General features: G+C 35.2%; 21 protein-coding genes and 12 tRNA genes. 24 read left to right on the top strand and 9 right to left on the bottom strand.

The window, feature by feature from the left end; translation table 11 throughout:
* A partial coding sequence (locus AZF04_RS21215) for a collagen-like triple helix repeat-containing protein (RefSeq protein ID WP_161485260.1) occupies window positions 1-645 on the top strand: 645 nt, incomplete at its 5' end.
* 37 nt (window positions 646-682) lie between these two features.
* Here the strand turns inward: AZF04_RS21215 and AZF04_RS11180 are convergent.
* Genes AZF04_RS11180 through AZF04_RS11165 form a run of 4 tightly spaced genes read right to left on the bottom strand, consistent with a single transcriptional unit; the run spans window position 683 to window position 4,372 of the window.
* The gene (locus AZF04_RS11180) at window positions 683-1,771 is read right to left on the bottom strand and encodes a DegT/DnrJ/EryC1/StrS family aminotransferase (protein ID WP_061948784.1); all 1,089 of its coding nucleotides are present in this window, start codon (window positions 1,769-1,771) and stop codon (window positions 683-685) included.
* Window positions 1,764-2,306: an acyltransferase gene (locus tag AZF04_RS11175; RefSeq protein ID WP_061948783.1), complete on the bottom strand. Its 543-nt coding sequence runs from the start codon at window positions 2,304-2,306 to the stop codon at window positions 1,764-1,766. Before AZF04_RS11175 ends, AZF04_RS11180 begins: the two co-directional genes overlap by 8 nt.
* An 11-nt stretch (window positions 2,307-2,317) precedes the next feature.
* On the bottom strand, window positions 2,318-3,274 hold the full coding sequence (locus AZF04_RS11170; protein ID WP_061948782.1) for an NAD-dependent epimerase/dehydratase family protein: 957 nt from the start codon (window positions 3,272-3,274) through the stop codon (window positions 2,318-2,320).
* Between the two features lie 27 nt (window positions 3,275-3,301).
* Window positions 3,302-4,372 carry a glycosyltransferase gene (locus tag AZF04_RS11165; RefSeq protein ID WP_061948781.1) on the bottom strand — a complete coding sequence of 357 codons (1,071 nt, stop codon included), beginning with the start codon at window positions 4,370-4,372 and terminating at the stop codon, window positions 3,302-3,304.
* Window positions 4,373-4,543: 171 nt separating this feature from the next.
* On the opposite strand from AZF04_RS11165, the gene AZF04_RS11160 reads away from it, so the two are divergent.
* Window positions 4,544-5,656 (top strand): DegT/DnrJ/EryC1/StrS family aminotransferase, encoded by a 1,113-nt coding sequence (locus tag AZF04_RS11160; protein ID WP_061948780.1) that lies wholly within the window; start codon window positions 4,544-4,546, stop codon window positions 5,654-5,656.
* A 102-nt stretch (window positions 5,657-5,758) separates the two neighbouring features.
* Window positions 5,759-7,006, top strand: a complete 1,248-nt coding sequence (locus AZF04_RS11155) for a nucleotide sugar dehydrogenase (protein WP_061948779.1) — start codon at window positions 5,759-5,761, stop codon at window positions 7,004-7,006.
* A 65-nt stretch (window positions 7,007-7,071) separates the two neighbouring features.
* Here AZF04_RS11155 and AZF04_RS11150 read toward each other — a convergent pair whose 3' ends face one another.
* From AZF04_RS11150 to AZF04_RS11140, 3 genes are all read right to left on the bottom strand, one after another.
* Window positions 7,072-7,716, bottom strand: a complete 645-nt coding sequence (locus AZF04_RS11150) for an HD domain-containing protein (RefSeq protein WP_061948778.1) — start codon at window positions 7,714-7,716, stop codon at window positions 7,072-7,074.
* 2 nt (window positions 7,717-7,718) lie between these two features.
* Window positions 7,719-10,073 carry an ATP-dependent helicase gene (locus AZF04_RS11145; protein WP_061948777.1) on the bottom strand — a complete coding sequence of 785 codons (2,355 nt, stop codon included), beginning with the start codon at window positions 10,071-10,073 and terminating at the stop codon, window positions 7,719-7,721.
* 92 nt (window positions 10,074-10,165) lie between these two features.
* Window positions 10,166-10,237: transfer RNA gene (locus AZF04_RS11140), tRNA-Gln, on the bottom strand.
* Window positions 10,238-10,343: 106 nt separating this feature from the next.
* Between AZF04_RS11140 and comGA the strand changes: the two genes are divergently transcribed.
* The 13 genes from comGA to AZF04_RS11075 all read left to right on the top strand — a co-directional run bounded on the left by comGA (window position 10,344) and on the right by AZF04_RS11075 (window position 14,073).
* Window positions 10,344-11,387 carry a competence type IV pilus ATPase ComGA gene (gene comGA, locus AZF04_RS11135; RefSeq protein WP_061948776.1) on the top strand — a complete coding sequence of 348 codons (1,044 nt, stop codon included), beginning with the start codon at window positions 10,344-10,346 and terminating at the stop codon, window positions 11,385-11,387.
* Window positions 11,384-12,433 carry a competence type IV pilus assembly protein ComGB gene (gene comGB / locus AZF04_RS11130; RefSeq protein ID WP_061948775.1) on the top strand — a complete coding sequence of 350 codons (1,050 nt, stop codon included), beginning with the start codon at window positions 11,384-11,386 and terminating at the stop codon, window positions 12,431-12,433. Before comGA ends, comGB begins: the two co-directional genes overlap by 4 nt.
* Window positions 12,434-12,868: 435 nt before the next feature.
* Window positions 12,869-12,944 (top strand) — tRNA-Ala (locus tag AZF04_RS11125).
* 16 nt (window positions 12,945-12,960) lie between these two features.
* Window positions 12,961-13,053: transfer RNA gene (locus tag AZF04_RS11120), tRNA-Ser, on the top strand.
* A gap of 86 nt (window positions 13,054-13,139) precedes the next feature.
* Window positions 13,140-13,213, top strand: a tRNA-Met gene (locus AZF04_RS11115).
* Window positions 13,214-13,216: 3 nt separating this feature from the next.
* Window positions 13,217-13,293 (top strand) — tRNA-Asp (locus AZF04_RS11110).
* Window positions 13,294-13,323: 30 nt separating this feature from the next.
* Window positions 13,324-13,408, top strand: a tRNA-Tyr gene (locus AZF04_RS11105).
* Between the two features lie 7 nt (window positions 13,409-13,415).
* A tRNA-His gene (locus AZF04_RS11100) sits at window positions 13,416-13,492 on the top strand.
* A gap of 15 nt (window positions 13,493-13,507) precedes the next feature.
* Window positions 13,508-13,580: transfer RNA gene (locus AZF04_RS11095), tRNA-Gln, on the top strand.
* 7 nt (window positions 13,581-13,587) lie between these two features.
* Window positions 13,588-13,659, top strand: a tRNA-Gly gene (locus AZF04_RS11090).
* A gap of 11 nt (window positions 13,660-13,670) precedes the next feature.
* Window positions 13,671-13,747 (top strand) — tRNA-Arg (locus AZF04_RS11085).
* A gap of 170 nt (window positions 13,748-13,917) precedes the next feature.
* Window positions 13,918-13,988, top strand: a tRNA-Gly gene (locus tag AZF04_RS11080).
* 12 nt (window positions 13,989-14,000) lie between these two features.
* Window positions 14,001-14,073: transfer RNA gene (locus AZF04_RS11075), tRNA-Lys, on the top strand.
* A gap of 45 nt (window positions 14,074-14,118) precedes the next feature.
* Here AZF04_RS11075 and yidD read toward each other — a convergent pair.
* Window positions 14,119-14,355, bottom strand: coding sequence for a membrane protein insertion efficiency factor YidD (gene yidD, locus AZF04_RS11070; RefSeq protein WP_061948774.1), 237 nt, complete (start codon window positions 14,353-14,355; stop codon window positions 14,119-14,121).
* Between the two features lie 180 nt (window positions 14,356-14,535).
* On the opposite strand from yidD, the gene comGC reads away from it, so the two are divergent.
* From comGC to AZF04_RS11030, 8 genes are all read left to right on the top strand, one after another.
* Entirely contained in the window at window positions 14,536-14,856 is a 321-nt protein-coding gene (gene comGC, locus AZF04_RS11065) for a competence type IV pilus major pilin ComGC (RefSeq protein ID WP_061948773.1), read from the top strand.
* A 1-nt stretch (window position 14,857) separates the two neighbouring features.
* Window positions 14,858-15,292, top strand: coding sequence for a competence type IV pilus minor pilin ComGD (comGD, locus tag AZF04_RS11060; RefSeq protein WP_061948772.1), 435 nt, complete (start codon window positions 14,858-14,860; stop codon window positions 15,290-15,292).
* Window positions 15,279-15,590 (top strand): prepilin-type N-terminal cleavage/methylation domain-containing protein, encoded by a 312-nt coding sequence (locus AZF04_RS11055; protein WP_061948771.1) that lies wholly within the window; start codon window positions 15,279-15,281, stop codon window positions 15,588-15,590. Before comGD ends, AZF04_RS11055 begins: the two co-directional genes overlap by 14 nt.
* Window positions 15,565-16,032 (top strand): ComGF family competence protein, encoded by a 468-nt coding sequence (locus AZF04_RS11050; RefSeq protein ID WP_061948770.1) that lies wholly within the window; start codon window positions 15,565-15,567, stop codon window positions 16,030-16,032. Before AZF04_RS11055 ends, AZF04_RS11050 begins: the two co-directional genes overlap by 26 nt.
* Entirely contained in the window at window positions 16,029-16,400 is a 372-nt protein-coding gene (gene comGG / locus AZF04_RS11045; RefSeq protein ID WP_061948769.1) for a competence type IV pilus minor pilin ComGG, read from the top strand. The genes AZF04_RS11050 and comGG overlap by 4 nt, the downstream gene beginning before the upstream one ends.
* Complete coding sequence (locus tag AZF04_RS11040) at window positions 16,400-16,909, top strand: shikimate kinase (RefSeq protein ID WP_235599972.1); 510 nt, start codon at window positions 16,400-16,402, stop codon at window positions 16,907-16,909. The genes comGG and AZF04_RS11040 overlap by 1 nt, the downstream gene beginning before the upstream one ends.
* Before the next feature lie 37 nt (window positions 16,910-16,946).
* Window positions 16,947-17,126, top strand: a complete 180-nt coding sequence (locus tag AZF04_RS11035; protein WP_061948767.1) for a YqzE family protein — start codon at window positions 16,947-16,949, stop codon at window positions 17,124-17,126.
* Between the two features lie 162 nt (window positions 17,127-17,288).
* Window positions 17,289-17,531: a DUF2626 domain-containing protein gene (locus AZF04_RS11030; protein ID WP_045479702.1), complete on the top strand. Its 243-nt coding sequence runs from the start codon at window positions 17,289-17,291 to the stop codon at window positions 17,529-17,531.
* Window positions 17,532-17,591: 60 nt separating this feature from the next.
* On the opposite strand, the gene AZF04_RS11025 is transcribed toward AZF04_RS11030, so the two are convergent.
* A complete protein-coding gene (locus AZF04_RS11025; protein ID WP_061948766.1) occupies window positions 17,592-18,224 on the bottom strand; it encodes an MBL fold metallo-hydrolase in 633 nt (210 codons plus the stop codon).
* Window positions 18,225-18,535 lie beyond the last annotated feature (311 nt).

The following is an 18,535-nucleotide window of genomic DNA, read 5'->3' as shown; positions in this document are numbered from 1 at the left end:
ATTCAGGGAATCAGAGGGATAACAGGAGCACGAGGTCCGACGGGAATTCAGGGAATCAGAGGGATAACAGGAGCACGAGGCCCGACGGGAATTCARGGAATACGAGGGATAACAGGAGCACGAGGTCCGACAGGAGCCAGGGGTCCAACTGGTCCTAATGTTGCATTAACGGGATTTTCTGCACAAAGAGGAGTTACGACAACAATTGCTAACACACAATTAGGTGGGTGGACGGTTACAAGTCCATTTTATACAGGTACAGGTTTTGATGCTACAACGGGTAGCTATACGATTCCGATTACAGGAAGGTATTCTATAAAAGCGGTCATTAGTTATACTACTACAGCAGCTATTTCTGTTCAGTTGGGTGCTGGAATTAATCCATCATTTGTAATACAAAGAACCTCGCCAACGGTTACTAATATAGTTAGTGGTTTATTTCCGGTATTGAATGTGAGTATCCTTTTATTGCTCACCTTAAGAACAATATTAGGAAGTGGGACTGTTACTTTAACAGCGGATGTGCAATTAAATGCGGGAGATGTTATCGGTATTTTTTATGTGTCTAATGGATTGAATGTTAATTTAAATTTAGGTGGAGCAGATCCGTCTGCAACAGTATGGTCTGTTCATCGTCTAACCTAAATAGAATGGCACCGCTCTATGAACGGTGCCATTTTTTTCATTCATTTGTTCGATAATTTTGAATGACTTCAATCACATAATCGAAAGGTACATCGTCATGACAGGGGAGGGTAATGGTGTGATTTTGTAAAAAGAGAGAGCTGGGCTGAGGGGATTGATATTTTTTTAGATAATATGAAGTTTGGCTTAATGAATACGTTCCGATGGTCGTTTCAATTTGATGGTCGTATAGATATTGGATAAGTGTGTTTCTATTAATGTTATTTGGAGTAGTAAATACAATAGATTGAACATTATGTTTAACAGGCTCTTTAACGGTTTGCAATGTGAAGCCTAAAGGTTCTAAGGCGCTTTGATATTTTTTTTTCAGCTCAAGACGTCTTTCAATAATTTGATCGAGTATTTTTAGTTGGTGTATTCCTAATACACAAGCTAAATCCGGTAATCGATAATTAAAGCCAGATGAGTTGAACTCTACCTGCTGATTACATACTGTAGCACCGTGATTCAATAAAATGTTTAATGCTTCATTCCATTTAGTTGAATTCGTTAAAATAGCTCCCCCCTCACCAGTTGTTAACAACTTTCTTGGGTGAAAGCTAAAGCATGTTAAATCAGCAATATTGCCAATTTTTTTATGGTTAATGGAGCTTCCAATCGAACATGCAGCATCCTCAATAAGTATAATATTGTGCTCTTCACATATTTTTTTAACCTCTAAAAGGTTAGATGGGTTTCCTAATGCATCGACAAAAATAACGGCTTTTGTTTGACGGTTTATTAGTGATTTTAGATGAGTAGGATCCATATTATAGGTGTCTATTTCTACATCTGCAAAAATGGGTTTCGCCCCAATATTTTCTACGACATTGGCAGTTGCTGGGAAGGAGAAATCTGAAATAATCACTTCATCGCCTTTTTTGATGTTTATTAGTTCTAAGCATGTGCTTAGAGCGGTTGTTGCAGAGCTCGTTAAGTGTACATATTTTGCTTGAGTATAGTCTGAAAGTGCTTCGGTAAATTTAGTTACAAATGGACCTTTGGTCAACTGTTTAGTTTTGAAAATCTCCTTGATGTCAGCTTCTACATCTTCATATTTAATATATGGCTTAATAATTCTAATCATGATCTTTAGCCTTATTTAGCCGTTTTTTAATGACTTTGCAAGGAATACCTACTGCTACACTATTGGATGGAATCGACCGATTCACTAAAGCGTGAGCTCCTATTTTAGAATTAGCTCCAATGGTTACTTCACCTATAATGGACGCCGAAAGACCAATGTTGCAATTCGTTTCTATCGTAATGGATGGGAATGTAAGTGGAGAAAATAAGATGAGCTCATTTGGATTTTCATTTTCTTGATGGGAAGAAGCTAAAATGGATACTGAGGGGCCAATGCCAACATATTCATGAATCGTTACTCCTCCGGCACCATGAATAAAGCATTTTTGACCAATCCAGCAATTCGATTCGATGATTAATTGATCTTTATAATATCCTTTTAAAATAGTATCGTGTCCAATATATACATTGTCACCTATATAAATGTTCTCTGGGTGGAAAATGCGAACACCATCTTCAATAATGACATTATCTCCACAGAAGCCTAATAAACTTTTATCTACTGTACCACTGCCTTCACTTTTCCATTTTTTCATGATGTTCCTCCTTAACAATTAAGGTTTTCAGCGGTTAATTGTATCCCTTGCTCTAATCCAAACTTGGCTTCAAAAGATAAAAGCCTTTTAGCTTTTTCGATATCAGGAATTCTTAATTGAATATCTGCTGTTGTTTGAGCCTTATGCTGAATGTTTGAGTTTGAATGTAATACGCGAATGATAGTATGAGCTAATTCATTTATCGTAGTTATTGCTTTTTCATTGCCAATATTAAAAGATTCACCGTTCGCCTTTTCGTTCGTTAAACTACAAACAACCGCTTCTACCATATCATCTACATAGCACCATGCTCTAATTTGTGTACCATTACCATAGATAGTAATCGGCTGGTCATTTAAAGCTTTTTCGATCATTAATTTAATGGCTCCTTCGCCAATTTGACCAGGTCCATAAATATTAAAAGGTCTTAAAATAACTGTTGGTAATTGCAATTGCTTATAATATGAATAAGCTAGGTGTTCACTGGCTAGTTTGCTTACTGCATATGTCCATCTTGCTTCACCAACTGCTCCTAAAATTGCTTCACTTTCCTCAGAAGAACGAAAGGCTCTTTGACCAAAAACTTCACTAGTACTAAAACAAATCACTTTTTTACAATTTTCAAGCTCACTAGCTGTTTTAAGAATATTTGCGGTGCCAAGCATATTGACTTCCATCGTTTTGATAGGGTTATGTGTAACGGTATCGATGCCGGCAATTCCAGCTGCGTGAACAATATAGGTCGAATCTGTTATTGCTTTTCTTAGTTCTTTTAGGTTAAGAATGTCACCATTAATAATGGTTAAGTTTGGATGAGTATAATAATCCTTATCTTTTAATGAATTTCGAAACATATTATCAAAAACCGTAACGCTATTATCTTGAATGAATCGCCCTACAAGTTTGGAACCGATAAAACCCGCACCACCAGTAATAAATATTTTTTCGTTTTTTAAAGGGGTTGACATGTTAGCTACCTTCCTTTTTACTAAAGATTATTTTTCAGATAAAACTTTCTGATAAATGTTTAATAATTTAAGACCGTTTTTAATATGGTCATGATACTTAATGGCATATTGTCTTGATTTTTTTGATATTTCCTTCCATTCATCTTGATTTTGAAGGAGCTTCTTTAATTTCATGTAAATCGTATCAGGGTTTGCTGAAATAATGGGTAAATCCTCTGGATAGTGCTCCAACATATAATCACTAATATGGCAAACGACAGGCTTTCCTAAAGCCATGCATTCAACAGCGAAAAGTCCATAACATCCTACATGTATTTGATCAACGATAATATCAGCCTGTTGATAAAGGCTTTTAGCTTCTTCATGAGACATTCCTGTAATTAACTTGAAATTAAAGTCAAATTCACTTTGTAATTTAGAAATGGCATTAATGATGGTTTGTGATCCTTTAATTTCGTAATTAGTTGGTGCATGCACAATTAGTGGTTTATGATTTTCATGCTCTAATACTTTATACATGTTTAAATCAACACTAGTAGGAATCATATAGACATTTTCATAATAATCTTTAACGTATCTTCGTAATTCATGATCGGCGACAATACAATGACGAATATTTTTTGAAAGATTTTTTAATGTTTCTTCAACGTAAGAGGGATCCGTTACTTTTGCTTTCGCGTGAGGGTTTATTTCCAATGCTTTTGATAAATCGCGTACATCACTTCCCCAATGATGCATAAATATAGGCTTATTAGTCTGATTAATTAATTCTAAATCTGAATGGTTCGGTAATAAACTTGTAGAAAAGTGAAAATGAAAAATATCAAAATGAGGAATTAACTCATTCTGAATATACGTTTTTAATACATCTAAATTTGAAAAGTCTTTCCATTTTCCGACTAATTCGTACTGTGATGAATAATTAAGATAAGTAGGATAGTAGTTGACGGTTGAAGGCTGAACATGTGTTTCTTGAAAACCTTTAGAAATGGTGTACATTTGATTTGCAATTTCTATCGTCCCTTGTAAAAGTTGAATAGGATTGTTTGAAGTTGTCTGTGTCAAATTTTGTGTATGAGTAATTGAATGGTTTTTCATATTTTTCCCACTTTCTATTTTTACACTAACAATTCTTCATATAAACTCTCGTGTCATTATATGTTAGGAAGTCAAAGAATGTTTATGTTTGTTGAGAGTCTTGTTACATGGTGTTCATAAGTAGCATATAAATAAGAATAATTTTTCGTAAAAAAATAAGAGGTGAGTGAAATGATTTCGTTAGTACATGTAGATAGACAATTTCAAAGCATGAAAAAAGAGATTTTAGAATGTGTAGAGAAGGTTCTGGACAGTGGTCAATATATTTTAGGTGAGCAAGGAGAGCTATTCGAAAAAGAAGCTAGTGACTATTTAAATAATTCGTTCACTGTAAACGTGGCTAATGGAACAGATGCTTTAGTATTAGCTTTGAGAGCTCTTGATATTGGGGTTGGAGATGAAATCATTACGACTCCATTTACTTTTTTTGCGACAGCCGAGGCGATTTCAAGGGTAAGGGCTACACCTGTTTTTGTAGACATTGATCCTATTACGTTTAATATCAATGAAAATGAAATTGAAAAGAAAGTAACCAATCGTACAAAAGCCATTATACCTGTACATCTTTTTGGTCAAGCATGCAACATGGATCAAATAAAGAAAATAGCAGATAATCATAACCTTTATATAGTGGAAGATGCCTGTCAGGCTTTTGGTGGTGAGTGGAAAGGAGCTAAATTGGGAACGATTGGTGATATTGGGTGCTTCTCCTTTTTTCCAACTAAGAATTTATCTACAATTGGAGATGGAGGACTGGTTGTAACTAAACACCATGATATAGCCGAAAGAATCAAGAAATTACGTCATCATGGAAGTCGAGTTAAATATATGCATGATGAGGTAGGCTACAATAGCCGATTAGATGAGTTACATGCTTCAATCCTAAGAGTATGTTTAACTAAAATAGATCGCTGGAATGAGGAAAGGTACCAAAAAGCGCTTATTTACAAAAAGCATTTAAGTGATTTATCTGCTTTTATTCTTCCACCCACTCCATCAAATAAAGAGCATGTTTATCATTTGTATTGTGTAGAACACCATGATAGAGACAAAATTGTACAATATTTATCGAATAAAAATATTGCCTCGGGTATTTATTATCCTGAACCACTGCATTTACAGAATGTTTATCAGCACTTAGGCTATTCTGTTGGAGATTTTCCAACTTCAGAAGAAAAATCTAAGTCTTTATTCGCTCTTCCTATGCACCCATTTCTTACTGAAGAAGAACAAATGAGGGTTATTGATGCATTAAAAGAATATGAACAAAGAAACATAGAATGATATAAGCCCAATTCGTTTGATTCGCATAGCGAAAATGCAAGACTTTTCATACATATAAACATATCGTGAGTTTATGTGTTTGGAAAGGGGCCTTATGTACGTATGAAAGGAAAAATAGCAGTAGTTGGCTTGGGCTATGTTGGGTTACCACTAGCTATCTTATGTCATAGCAAAAAATTTGACGTGGTTGGAATTGATATTGATCCAAGTAAAATTGATTCATTAAAAAGAGGAAAATCTTATCTGACCGATTTAGAGGATTCAGAAATTGAACAGTTATCTAAATCTAAGCATTTCGCTTATTCATCAAATTTTTCTACAGTTAAAGAGGTTGATACCATTGTTATTTGTGTGCCTACTCCATTAAACAATAAGGCAGAGCCTAACTTGGATTTTGTAAAGAAAGCTTTTGAAAACATGCTTCCTTATTTAAAGCCTCACCAATTAATTGTAGTGGAAAGCTCAACATATCCTGGTACAACGGAAGAGGTACTTAAACCAATGCTCGAAATTGAAGGATGGGAAATTGGTCAAAATTTATATTTAGGCTACTCACCGGAAAGAATTGACCCAGGTAATCAATTATTCTCACTAGCAAATATTCCTAAAATTATTAGTGGGTCTAGCCTTCAATGTTTACATGTATTACAAGACGTTTATAAGGAAATATTCAATGAATTAGTGCCTGTAAAGTCAACTAAAATCGCGGAAATGACGAAAATCGTTGAAAATACACAACGTTTTATTAATATTTCTTTTATGAATGAACTAAGTAAATTGAGTGAGAATTTAGACATTGATATATGGGAAGTGATTGAGGCTGCGAGTACAAAGCCTTATGGGTTTATGCCTTATTATCCAGGCCCAGGCATTGGCGGACATTGTATACCTGTTGATCCCTTATACTTAAAGTGGAAAGCTCAGGAGCTTGGCTTAAAAACAGATTTTATAGATTTAGCCAAAAAGATTAATGATGAGCAGCCTGCTTATATTATAGAGCGGATAAACCGTTTAGTAGAAACAGGGGGTAAATTGCTAGTTATAGGGTTAACGTACAAAAAAGACATTAATGATTTGAGAGAATCCTCATCTCTACCAATATTGGAGGGTTTAATTGATCAAGGTTATGAAGTCCAGTACCACGATCCATTTATCGCTCAGTTTACTTATCATGAAGTCGTCTATTATCATCAGGATATATCTTCTGAATCTCTTGCAGATTATGATTGTGTCATTTTGCTTACTGATCATAGTCAAATTAACTTTACTCTAATTGAACAAAAGTCAAAGAAGGTTTTTGACACAAGAAATTGTTTAGATACGACTCTTCCCCATGTTTATAAACTATAAAATAAACCCTCACCTCAGAAAATGACTCTAGGTGGGGGTTTATGATTGTTAAAAAATGATCAGAGCTATTTGCCTTGCCATTCTTGAAAAAATTGAGCTAGAAATGTTTCCATGTATTGATGTCTAATTTCTGCTTCTTTTTTTGCATGTTCCGTATTCATTAAATCTTTTAGCTTTAAAAGCTTCTCATAAAAATGATGGACAGCAGAAGATTGTCCATTTCTGTATTCTTCTAGCGTCATATTCTCTCTAATTTCAAGATTCGGGTCATACATCGCTTGTCCTTTATGACCTGAATAGGTGAATGTTCGGGCAATTCCTATTGCACCCATAGCATCTAATCTATCTGCATCTTGGACAATTTTAGCTTCAAGTGTTCGAAGCGGTGAGCCATTTCCACCTTTAAAAGAAATCGATTGAATAATATCAAAAATATGAGATTGTTCCTCTTGATTAATCTCTAGAGAATCTAACCAATCTTTAATAGAATCTAAGGCTTTTTGTTCATTTTCAATGAGTTTATCGTCAGCTATATCATGAAGAAGTGCTGCCATTGTAACGATGAAATAATCTGCATTCTCGAGTTTCGCTAGTTTACTAGCTTGATTGCTCACTCTTTTTACATGATACCAATCGTGACCACTTCTTTCATCTATTAACTGGTTCTTAACCCATGCTTCTGTTTTTCTTATTATTTCTTCTGCGTTCATTGTTACTTCTCTCCTAAAATGATTTGTCTATCTCGAGTTTTTGGATTGAAAAGCTTACGCTGAGCATCTTTTAAAAATCTTGATTTTTGTGTAGAAGCTTCTCTTCTATTCATGGGAACAGAAATAGTGAGGGATTCAATCGCTCTAGTCATCGCCACATACATTAATCGTCTTTCCTCTTCAATAGGTCCGTCATCGCCTTCTCTCCAGGCATCTAAAGCATAATCGTGTGGAATATTGCCTTCTACAGAGCCGAGAATATAAACATGTAAAAACTCCAAACCCTTCGCACGGTGAATCGTTGATAATTGAACAGCTTCTTTTATTATAGGTTGCTTTCTTTGTTCCTCATATTTAGCAATAATATGATCAACGTGTTCAATAAAATCAGAAGTACTTTGAAAGGATTTAGCTGCAATCTTCAAGTCTTTTACATCGTCTGAACCGCGTTCCATTTTATTTCCTTCATTTCCTTGCTTCTTTATGTAATCTTTTATTCCCATTTCCTTTTCAATAAACTGAATCGCTTGAACCGGAGCTAACGTTTTTAATGTTTTAAATTGGGCAGGTAAAGATTGTAACCTTTTCTTTTGGAAAGGCATTACGCTATCTAACCGTGAAAATGCCTCGATAATCGTACAATTTTCTGTAATACTCAAAGCTTTTATTTGTTGAATCAAATCTTGCTTTATAAAAAGAGCAGAGGCTAAATCAGAAGCTGATAGCATATCATCCTCATTAATGGCTAGCCTTAAAAAGGCCAATATTTTACGAACCATTTTCTTTTGATAAAAACTTTCATGACTTTGGTCTAATGAGAAAGGGATGTTTGAGTACAAAAATCGTTCAAATAATGCCCTTGCATGAGTATTCGTTCTATATAATACGGAAAAATCAGATGGTTTTCCACCATTTTGAATTTTATTTTTGATATCCTGGACAATCATCGTTGCTTCCTCTTCTTCATCGTAAGGAAAAAAGAGAAGGGGATAAGAATCTGAATTTCTTTGAGCGATAAGTTCCTTAGAAAATCTTTTTCGATTTTTGGCGATCACTTTGTTGGCTGTTGCAACAATCGGATGATGAGAGCGATAATTTTGATTTAAAATGACTTTATTTGCTGTAGGAAAGGTATGCTCAAATTCAAGGATGTAGTTTGGGTTACTTCCTCTAAAGCTGTAGATAGATTGGTCATCATCTCCAACTACACATAAATTTCCAGATTTTTGTGTCAGCATTGTCATTATATCTGCTTGAACTTTATTAATATCCTGATATTCATCTATAGAAACATAATGAAATCTTTGTTGATACCGTTTCAGTAGAGCCTCGTTATTTTTAAAGAGCTCATAACAGCCTAAGAGCATATCATCAAAGTCAAAAGCGTCTAATGACTTTCTTTTTTCCTCATAGCGTTCATATAAAAATTGAGTTTGTTCCTCCCATTGATCCTTCGGTTTAATTTGATGAGGAGACAAAAGGTGATTTTTCCACCAACTTATTTGGGTTAATGCCTGATCAAAGGCAAAATCCTTTTCATCTATATTCATTTCTCTACTAGCTTCTTTAATCATCTGCTCTCTTTGCCAATTTGCTTTTAATAGCTTACTTGAGTGCCACTTTTCAGGAGAGTGATGAGCTAAAATCTTATAAAATATACTGTGGAAAGTTCCAACCATTAATTGCTGTAACGAATGAGGGGATAACCCTGGATAAATCGTCATTCTTTCTTTCATTTCTTTTGCTGCTTTTGCCGTGAATGTAACAAGAATGATTTCCTTAGGGTCAATTCCTTTTTCAGCAATCATATAGGCCGTTCTTGCCGTTAGAACACGCGTTTTCCCACTGCCAGCACCTGCTAAAATAAGTTGATGTCCTTCGATATTTTTGACTGCAGACCACTGATTTTCATCAAACATAATTCCTTTTTGTTCTAAAGCAAAGCGATACCCCATATTAGATTGATTTTGCTCTTTTTCTATCTTTTGATAAGCATGAAGCTGATCAAGGATTTCTGGTTCCTTCCACAAACTTGATTCGGAATGATTTGTTTTGATTTCTTTTTTGGATGGGAGTCGGAAGCCCTGAATTGTTTTTTTCACTTCTAATGTTTTTGGTTGTTTTTGTTTTTGTAACATGTTTTTTTCATAAGCCTCTACTTCACTTTGGCATGGATCTAAAGTATTTGGGTGAATAAATTCAGGAAGCTTATAAATAGGTATTTCTAGCCTTAAAGGTATTCCACAATGTATACAGGTTATATGACCATGAAGACTTGCTTTATATAAAGATTGCCAAGTAGACCGGTCAATAAAAGGAAGGTGTATAATCTTTTGATGGAAATAGGCTGTTTGCATTTATAATCACTCCTACAAACTAGCAAAATATAATGGGTTAACAATAAAAAATAAAGAGAAGCTTCACTAATAAGCGAAGCTTCTCTTAATAACTGGGCTAGCTGGATTCGAACCAACGCATGACGGAATCAAAATCCGTTGCCTTACCGCTTGGCCATAGCCCACCGATAAAAGTTATTATAACCTACTATAATCTTTTTATGCAAGAAAAAAAGGAATCATATTGCCGCTGTCGAATTATTCAAAATACTTATTAAAGGAGGTGACGTTTTGTATGAAATTGAACGATTAAGCTTTTCGTTATTAAAAGATGCTATTGTTAATAATGCATCTGATATTCACCTTATTCCTAGTCCAAATGATTATTATATTCAATATCGTATCCATGGGAAAATTTTCAAGAAAAAGAATTTAAGCTCTAAATATGCCGAAAGATTAATTAGTCATTTGAAATATCAATCCGGTATGGATATTGGTGAAAGAAGAAAAGCTCAAAGCACCATGATGACCATAACAATCCAGAATCAACATTTCGACTTAAGATTATCAACTCTTCCCGCTATGTCTCAAGAGAGTCTGGCTATCCGTATTTCAAAAGCCTCATTTAATACTTCCCCTAAAAATCTACCTTTAATCCCTTCTAAAAGTCTATTCCTAGAAAAAATTCTTCTTTATTCTCATGGACTCGTCATTATTGCTGGTCCAACGGGATCAGGTAAAACGACAACCTTGTATAGTCTAATTCAAGAGCTTATTTTACAAAGAAATAAAATGGTGATCACAGTGGAGGATCCGATCGAAAGAACAATCGACCAAGCGATCCAAGTACAAGTGAATGAAAAGGCAGGAATATTCTTTGAGCAGGGGCTAAGGTCTATTTTAAGACATGACCCTGATATTATTATAATAGGCGAAATTAGAGACCGAAAAACAGCTAAAGTAGCGCTAGAAGCTGCCTTAACAGGGCATTTAGTGATTAGCACCTTGCACACTCATAATTGTTACTCTGCCATTTTAAGACTACTTGATTTTGGCTTATCGAGGGTAGAGCTAGCAGAAGCGGCTCGAATGTTTATTGCACAAAGGCTAGTAATGACTATTTGTCCTATTTGTCAATTTCAAAACATTCAGTGTCCTCATTTTTCTAACCGAACTAGAAAAGCTATCTATGAAAAAGTGGAAGGAGAGTTGTTAAGTTCACAAATTTTACAATTAAATCAAGTCTGCTATCGTTCTTTAAAAAGAGAGGTTGCTTTAGCCTGGGCACTTGGATATGTCGACCAAATAGAAGTAGAAAGGCTGATTGAAGAATGATTGAAAAAAAGCTTAAGAAATTGAAAGTGAATCATATGAAGCTATCGTTACAATTAACAAGGATTTCTCAGCTTATGGAACAAGGTTATCCGTTATCAATTGCGCTGTCCTTTATGAAACTCTATGCAGAACCATCACTTCAAGTTTTATATGAAAAGGTTGAAAAAGAGCTTATGAAAGGAATTCCGGTATATGAAGCATTTGAAACATTTGATTTGCCAAAGGATGTATTAGCATTTCTCTATTTTTATGATAAACAGGGGAATTTAGCTAAAGGATTTGAACAAGCTAGTATCATCTATCAAAAAAAAGAAAAAGTTAAAAAAGAGTTAAGTAAAGTTATGAAATATCCTATGTTATTAATTTGGTTATCGATTATTGTTTTAATTTTAATACAGCAATTCATTGTTCCACACCTCACTCAGCTTTTCTATACTATACAAAATTCACCTCCATTAATAACTTCATTTTTTTTCATGTTCATCGAACACATTCCTTTAATTTTTGTGGTTTTTGCTTCATGTCTCATTTTATTATTCTTATTTTATGTATTTAAAATAAGAAATTGGTCTTCGAAAAAAAAGATAACATGTCTTTTAGCAGTACCAGGTATGAAAAGGAAAGTGAAGCAAGTCATTACTTATTTTTTTTCATTACAGCTTGGGAGGCTGATTAAGGCAGGGATGAATGTCTCTATGGCTTTACACGTTTTTGAAAATCAAAATTATATCGTATTTTTTTCGGAAGAGGTTAAGGTAATGAAAAGTGAGTTTACTCAAGGCTATTCTTTTACGGAAATCATTATGAAAAAATCTTATTTCACATCAGAACTAGCATTAGTCATGGAAAATGGAGAAAGGACCGGATATTTAGGTGAAAACTTAGAGTCATACGGTCAATTGTTATTTGATGAAGTAGATAGCAGTTTAAATGCCATTATTACCATGGTTCAACCGATATTTTTTATTATGATTGGTTTATTTGTTTTATTTTTATTTTTAGCTGTTTTATTACCAATGTTTAATTTAATAGGCACTATACAGTAATTAGTTTTCAGTTTTTGTTTTTCACTTTAGGTAGAGGACTTCCCAAGGGCTTGTCTTCAGCTAACTCTGACTAGGAAGAGCGTCGTCAGAGTGGATCTTCAAACGGCGCTCTTCCTTTGGGAGTCACTACCTACCGTTTCAATCAATAAGTGATTTCGCAAGTTGATTCATAAGCATTCAGGACTTTTTTATAATAAATGCTCGGTTTCGTTCCCTTATAAAGCAATGATGAAATGAACTCTTAATTTAAAAGATAAAGAAATCTAATTTACTTCCTGAACTCCTTTATTCTTGAATCTTCTTAAGCAAAGTTATATGCTTAACTTCATAGAGAAATCTTTATAAATAGAGCTTGTGAAAAAAAATAAAATTAATAGTTGCATTTTAATTTTGGATCGTGGTATAGTAATAAGCGTCGCAAAAAGTTAATGTGTTGGGGCCTTAGCTCAGCTGGGAGAGCGCCTGCTTTGCACGCAGGAGGTCAGCGGTTCGATCCCGCTAGGCTCCACCAGAAGATATACATATTCGGAGGAATACCCAAGTCCGGCTGAAGGGATCGGTCTTGAAAACCGACAGGCGGGTTAAACCGCGCGGGGGTTCGAATCCCTCTTCCTCCGCCATTATTTCCATATTTAACATTGTAGTCATAAGCAACAGAAGAAAAAGATGTCTCTTCGTAGCAACAACATCTATTACTTTATAACGTCGCGGGGTGGAGCAGTCTGGTAGCTCGTCGGGCTCATAACCCGAAGGTCGGTGGTTCAAATCCGCCCCCCGCAATCTGGTCCGGTAGTTCAGTTGGTTAGAATGCCTGCCTGTCACGCAGGAGGTCGCGGGTTCGAGTCCCGTCCGGACCGCCAGTAATTTAATAAGTAAGAAGCTCCTATTTTGGAGGGGTAGCGAAGTGGCTAAACGCGGCGGACTGTAAATCCGCTCCCTCAGGGTTCGGCGGTTCGAATCCGTCCCCCTCCACCATTTTGTGGCGGCTGTGGTGAAGTGGTTAACACATCGGATTGTGATTCCGACATTGCGTGGGTTCGATTCCCATCAGCCGCCCCATTAAATTATAAATATTGGGCTATCGCCAAGTGGTAAGGCAACGGATTTTGATTCCGTCATTGCGTTGGTTCGAATCCAGCTAGCCCAGTCATATTGCGGAAGTAGTTCAGTGGTAGAACACCACCTTGCCAAGGTGGGGGTCGCGGGTTCGAATCCCGTCTTCCGCTTTAATGCTTCTGCGCCCTTAGCTCAGCTGGATAGAGTGTTTGACTTCGAATCAAAAAGTCGGGAGTTCGAATCTCTCAGGGCGCGCCATTTATCTTTAAGTTTTACTTTTAATGTGCGGTGTAGTTTAGTGGTAAAACCTCAGCCACGAGCGAAGCATCTAAGAAAAAGCACCGAGTTGTCTCGACACAAATATCTGCAAAGCAAGGCTAGCAGAGGAAGAGACATGAAAAATAAGTGAATAGTCATCATATTAATGTGCGGGTGTAGTTTAGTGGTAAAACCTCAGCCTTCCAAGCTGATGTCGTGAGTTCGATTCTCATCACCCGCTTTTTAACAATATGAGCCATTAGCTCAGTCGGTAGAGCATCTGACTTTTAATCAGAGGGTCGAAGGTTCAAGTCCTTCATGGCTCATCCTAAAAAGGGTGGAAAGATAAATCTTTCCACCCTTTTTTTCTGTTATGGAGAATTCTTTTTTTGTTTTTTTTCAGGAACTAAATCAATGCCGCCTTTATGGAATGGATGACATTTGCTAATTCTTTTAATCGTTAGCCAGCCTCCTTTAAAAATCCCAAAACGTTCAATTGCTTGTAAACCATAATGAGAACAGGATGGATAAAATCGACAGGTTGGAGGGGTGAGTGGAGAAATATAATTTTGATAAAATTTTATTAAGCCTAAGAATATCTTTTTCATGATTGAATTCCTTTCAAAATCAAGCAGGAATTTTAAACTCTTTGTCTAATTATATCAGTATCCAAAGAAAGGAGGAAGTCCAGAATACCCCAACCTTTACCTCCCATACACGATCAATTCCTCTAATCACGCCATAAAAAAATCCCAAAATATAAACGATTTTTTGAGGTGGTATCAAAAATGAAGCCTATCAAAGGTGAAGAAGGTTTTACACTAATTGAAATGTTAGTTGTTTTATTAGTGATTTCAGCGTTATTACTCATTTTAGTTCCTAATATGACTAAAAATACTGATTCTGCCCACGCAAAAAGCTGTGAGGCAACGGTGAAAATAGTCCAATCGCAAGTATATGCTTATCAAATTGATTTTAATGAATTGCCAGAGTCCATTGATTCTTTAAGTGAATACCTCAATCTTCCAGAGGGATCAACGGATCTGCAATGCTCAAATGGCTCTCCTCTACAATTAGATTCTAATGGAATTGTTCGAGTTAACCCGTAAAATGAATAAAGGTTTTACACTAGTCGAGACGTTAATGGTTCTCGTTATAATGACCATCCTCTTATTAATCCCTTCTATCTTATTTAAGTCATTTAACCCTACACCCTCTGCAGATGAAGTCGCTTCTCACTTTAAAGAGGTTATTCTCCTAACTCAACATGTGGCTATGACACATGGACATCACAATCATCTTTTTATTGATAATCGAACAAAGAAGTTTATGATTCGTTTTTCTTTTTATGATCTTTATTTAGAAATTCCCTTTCCGAGAGAAGACATGGCTTTTAGTTTTGGTTCGCTAGGAAATCAATCTATTGGATTTACAAGAACAGGAAATCCCAGAAATTCAGGAACGTTACGATTGCTCATCGATAACCAAGTTTATTATTTTACGGTTCATCTAGGTAAAGGAAGAGTTAGCTATGAAAAGTACTAAAGGATTTACATTAATAGAAGTACTTCTTTCCTTTTTTATTTTTACTATGGTGGGAGCCCTCCTAATTCCGATGATTATCCATTTACAGCATGAGCGATTAATGCTCCTTCATAAAGAAGAAGCTCTTTATAAAGCAGAAAAAGTAATCCTTCATCACTCGTTAGACCTTCCTTTTACACCAGTTTTTAGCGATTCAATATTTACTGAAAGATGGATCAATAATCATTACTACCAAACCTATTGTGTTAGCTGGGAGGTTTCTAATCAAAAGGATGAAGTATGCTTGCCAACAAAATAATGAAAAGGGAATGACTTTACTTGAATTATTGTTAGCTTTAACGTTAACAAGTCTTTTACTCCTATTAAGTCCTTTTATATTAAATGTCTTTCAAAATACACTTACTTATGATGTTTATAGTATGAAAATGGAGGAGACGATATTTTTTAATCAAATATCTCAAGAGATGAAAGGGGCGATAATGTTTAGAAACATTAATCAAGGATTCGAATTAAGGAGAGCTGATGGTGATACTGTGTCATTTACCCTGACTAATCTAGGACATATTATCTATAGGAAAAATTACAGTGGGAATGTAAGGATGTTGAGTAATGTTGATACATTTACTTGTAAAGAGGATGATTCATTGATTATTTGTCACATTAATCATGAAGGTCGTGAGTTGGAAAGACATTTTATGCTACAGCCATATCGCTTTAATGAAGTTCCTAGCCCAACATGAAAAACGAGCGTGGAATCGTTTTACCTATCGTTTTGTTATTTGTTACTGCCATGTCTGTTATGGTATTTATTCAAGCGGATTATTACTTAAAAGAAAAGCGTTTTATAGAAGAACAAGAAGATCTAATCGTTTTGAATTCCCTTTTACAATTAGCTCTTCATGATTATTTATTCTTAGCTGAAAAAAATCTTGAGAACACAGTCTTTCAATATGAACAAGGTAGCGTTACACTAAAAAGTGAGATATTAAGCGAAGTGAGCTATCGACTTTCGTTTACAGCAGAGCTAATCAATGGAAAGAAAAGGTTTGCTTTTGCTGTCTATAATGAGGAATGGAATTATTTAGAGGAATATTGGGAGGTAAAGTAGTGAAAGCTCAGATCATCTATTTAACAGGGTTTATGGGGTCAGGAAAAACGACAATTGGAGAGGGCTTAGGGAAAGCTCTTGGTGTGACAGTTGTCGATACGGATAAATGGATTGAAGAGAAAGAAGGGAAGGCGATTCGTGAGCTTTTTTCTGAAAAGGGAGAAGGTTTTTTCCGAGATTTGGAAACGGAAGCTCTTCAAAGTATTTCGCAAACTCCACAAATCATTACAACGGGTGGAGGTATCATCCTTAGAGAAGATAATGTAAGCATTATGAAAGAAAAAGGAATCGTTATTAACTTGAAATGTGAAGTTGAAGAGATTTTTCAAAGGCTAGCAGGGGATCAATCACGTCCTCTGCTTCAAAATAAAAATAAAAAGGAAATCGAGACGATGTATTTAGAAAGAAAAAAGCATTATGAACAGTCTGCTGATATCATTTTTGATACATCAGGAAAATCAATTAGAAAAATTATTCAAGAACTAAAAGAATATTTGCTTAAAAATTAAAGAAAAGGACACCCTAATAAGGAAAGGGGTGAGCTTTATGTCATTTAATGATTATGTAAAATTCATCACAGAACAGGTTGTTTTAAAATTAGATCAGCCAAGGCATAAAGAAGAGAAGAAGGATGAATTACAAAAAGCCCCATTTATGAACAGGGCATTTGGAATGATTCCCTTCGGCATATCAATGTTTGTACAAAAGAAAAAAAACGATAAATAGAGCGTTAATTAATGAAAATGCTGTGAATAATGTTCAATTCTTTTTTATAGAGTGACTGTTAAAGCATTTACAAGTAATTAGACACTCGTATATAATAAAAAAGTATTCGTTTTTATTTATTGATAAAATGGAAATGTTTATTGAATGTAAGGGAGTGACATTATGGATCGCATGTTTCGAGTCCTAGCTTTTTGGACAGGGATTTTTGCAGTCTTATTTTTTGCAGGTAATATGGCTGAGATGGCCTTTTTATTCTTTGCACAAACAGCTGCATTATTGGCATTAAGCTATTTAAAACTGTCTGAACGTGTCTACATCTATATTTTTGGTGCTTACTGTACGATTTTCTTTGTTGGGTTTACTTTTTATACCCATTTCTTGCTTGTTCCAAGCTTTGGACATTAAAAGGTACATAGGCATAAAAAAGCTAAAACCGCTTCCTATAAAAGGGAGCGGTTTTGCTCGTTAAAAGCCAGATAAAAATGGATTAGAGTCCATTTCCATACCGATTGTTGTCATTTGGCCATGACCACATGCAACATATGTTTGTTCAGGTAAATCTAGCAGCTTTGTATGAATGCTCTTAAGGAGTAACTCGTGATTTCCTCCTGGCAAGTCGGTTCGGCCGATGGATTGGGAAAATAAAACATCTCCTGAAAAGAGTACATTTTCTTTTTTGTAATAGTAGCTTAAGCTACCTGGTGAATGACCAGGAGTGTGAAAAATATGAAAAGCAAAGGAACCTACTTTAAAAGATCCTTCTTCTGTAATAAGATGATCAGCAGCGTCTATTACTACCGGATCTCCTAAAAATCGTCCAGAGCCATTTTTAGATGGTTTGGCTAACCAATCTTCTTCGTGTTTAGATACATAGACAGGGATTGAATATTCTTTTCTTATGTCATCAACCGCTCCGATATGGTCGAAATGGGCGTGTGTTAATAGGATAGCAATCGGCTTAAGGTTTTCTTCCTTTAGCCGTCTAATAAGCTTATCGGATTCACTACCTGGGTCGAAAATAATCGCCTCACTTTTTTCATTAGATAAGACATATGCATTTGTTTGTAGAGGACCAAGAGGTAATTGTAAATAAGGCATAGGGCATTCTCCTTTAATCGGTTATTCTATCATTAGTTTACCTTATTTTAATAAGAAAATAAAAAGTGATGATTTTCGTGTGGACTTTATGCAAACTCCACTCTCGACATTCTATTTGAAAAAGAGTAAAATAATAAAGAGTTGTGCATGTTATATAAGTAAGGGAGATTAGTCAATATAATTAGTCATTAATTTGACAGAATTTCTTGTAACTAACAAGACAATCTGTGGTAAAATGTTCTATATATAATGTTAATCTTACTGGAAATCTTTTAGCACTTTTATTTGGAAATATATATATTTCCCAAACT

The sequence above is a fragment of the Alkalihalobacillus trypoxylicola genome (genome assembly GCF_001590785.1).
GTDB classification, from domain to species: domain Bacteria; phylum Bacillota; class Bacilli; order Bacillales; family Bacillaceae_D; genus Alkalihalobacillus; species Alkalihalobacillus trypoxylicola.
The sequence above is the reverse complement of the archived record's forward strand: the minus strand, read 5'-3'. Positions and strand labels throughout refer to the sequence as shown.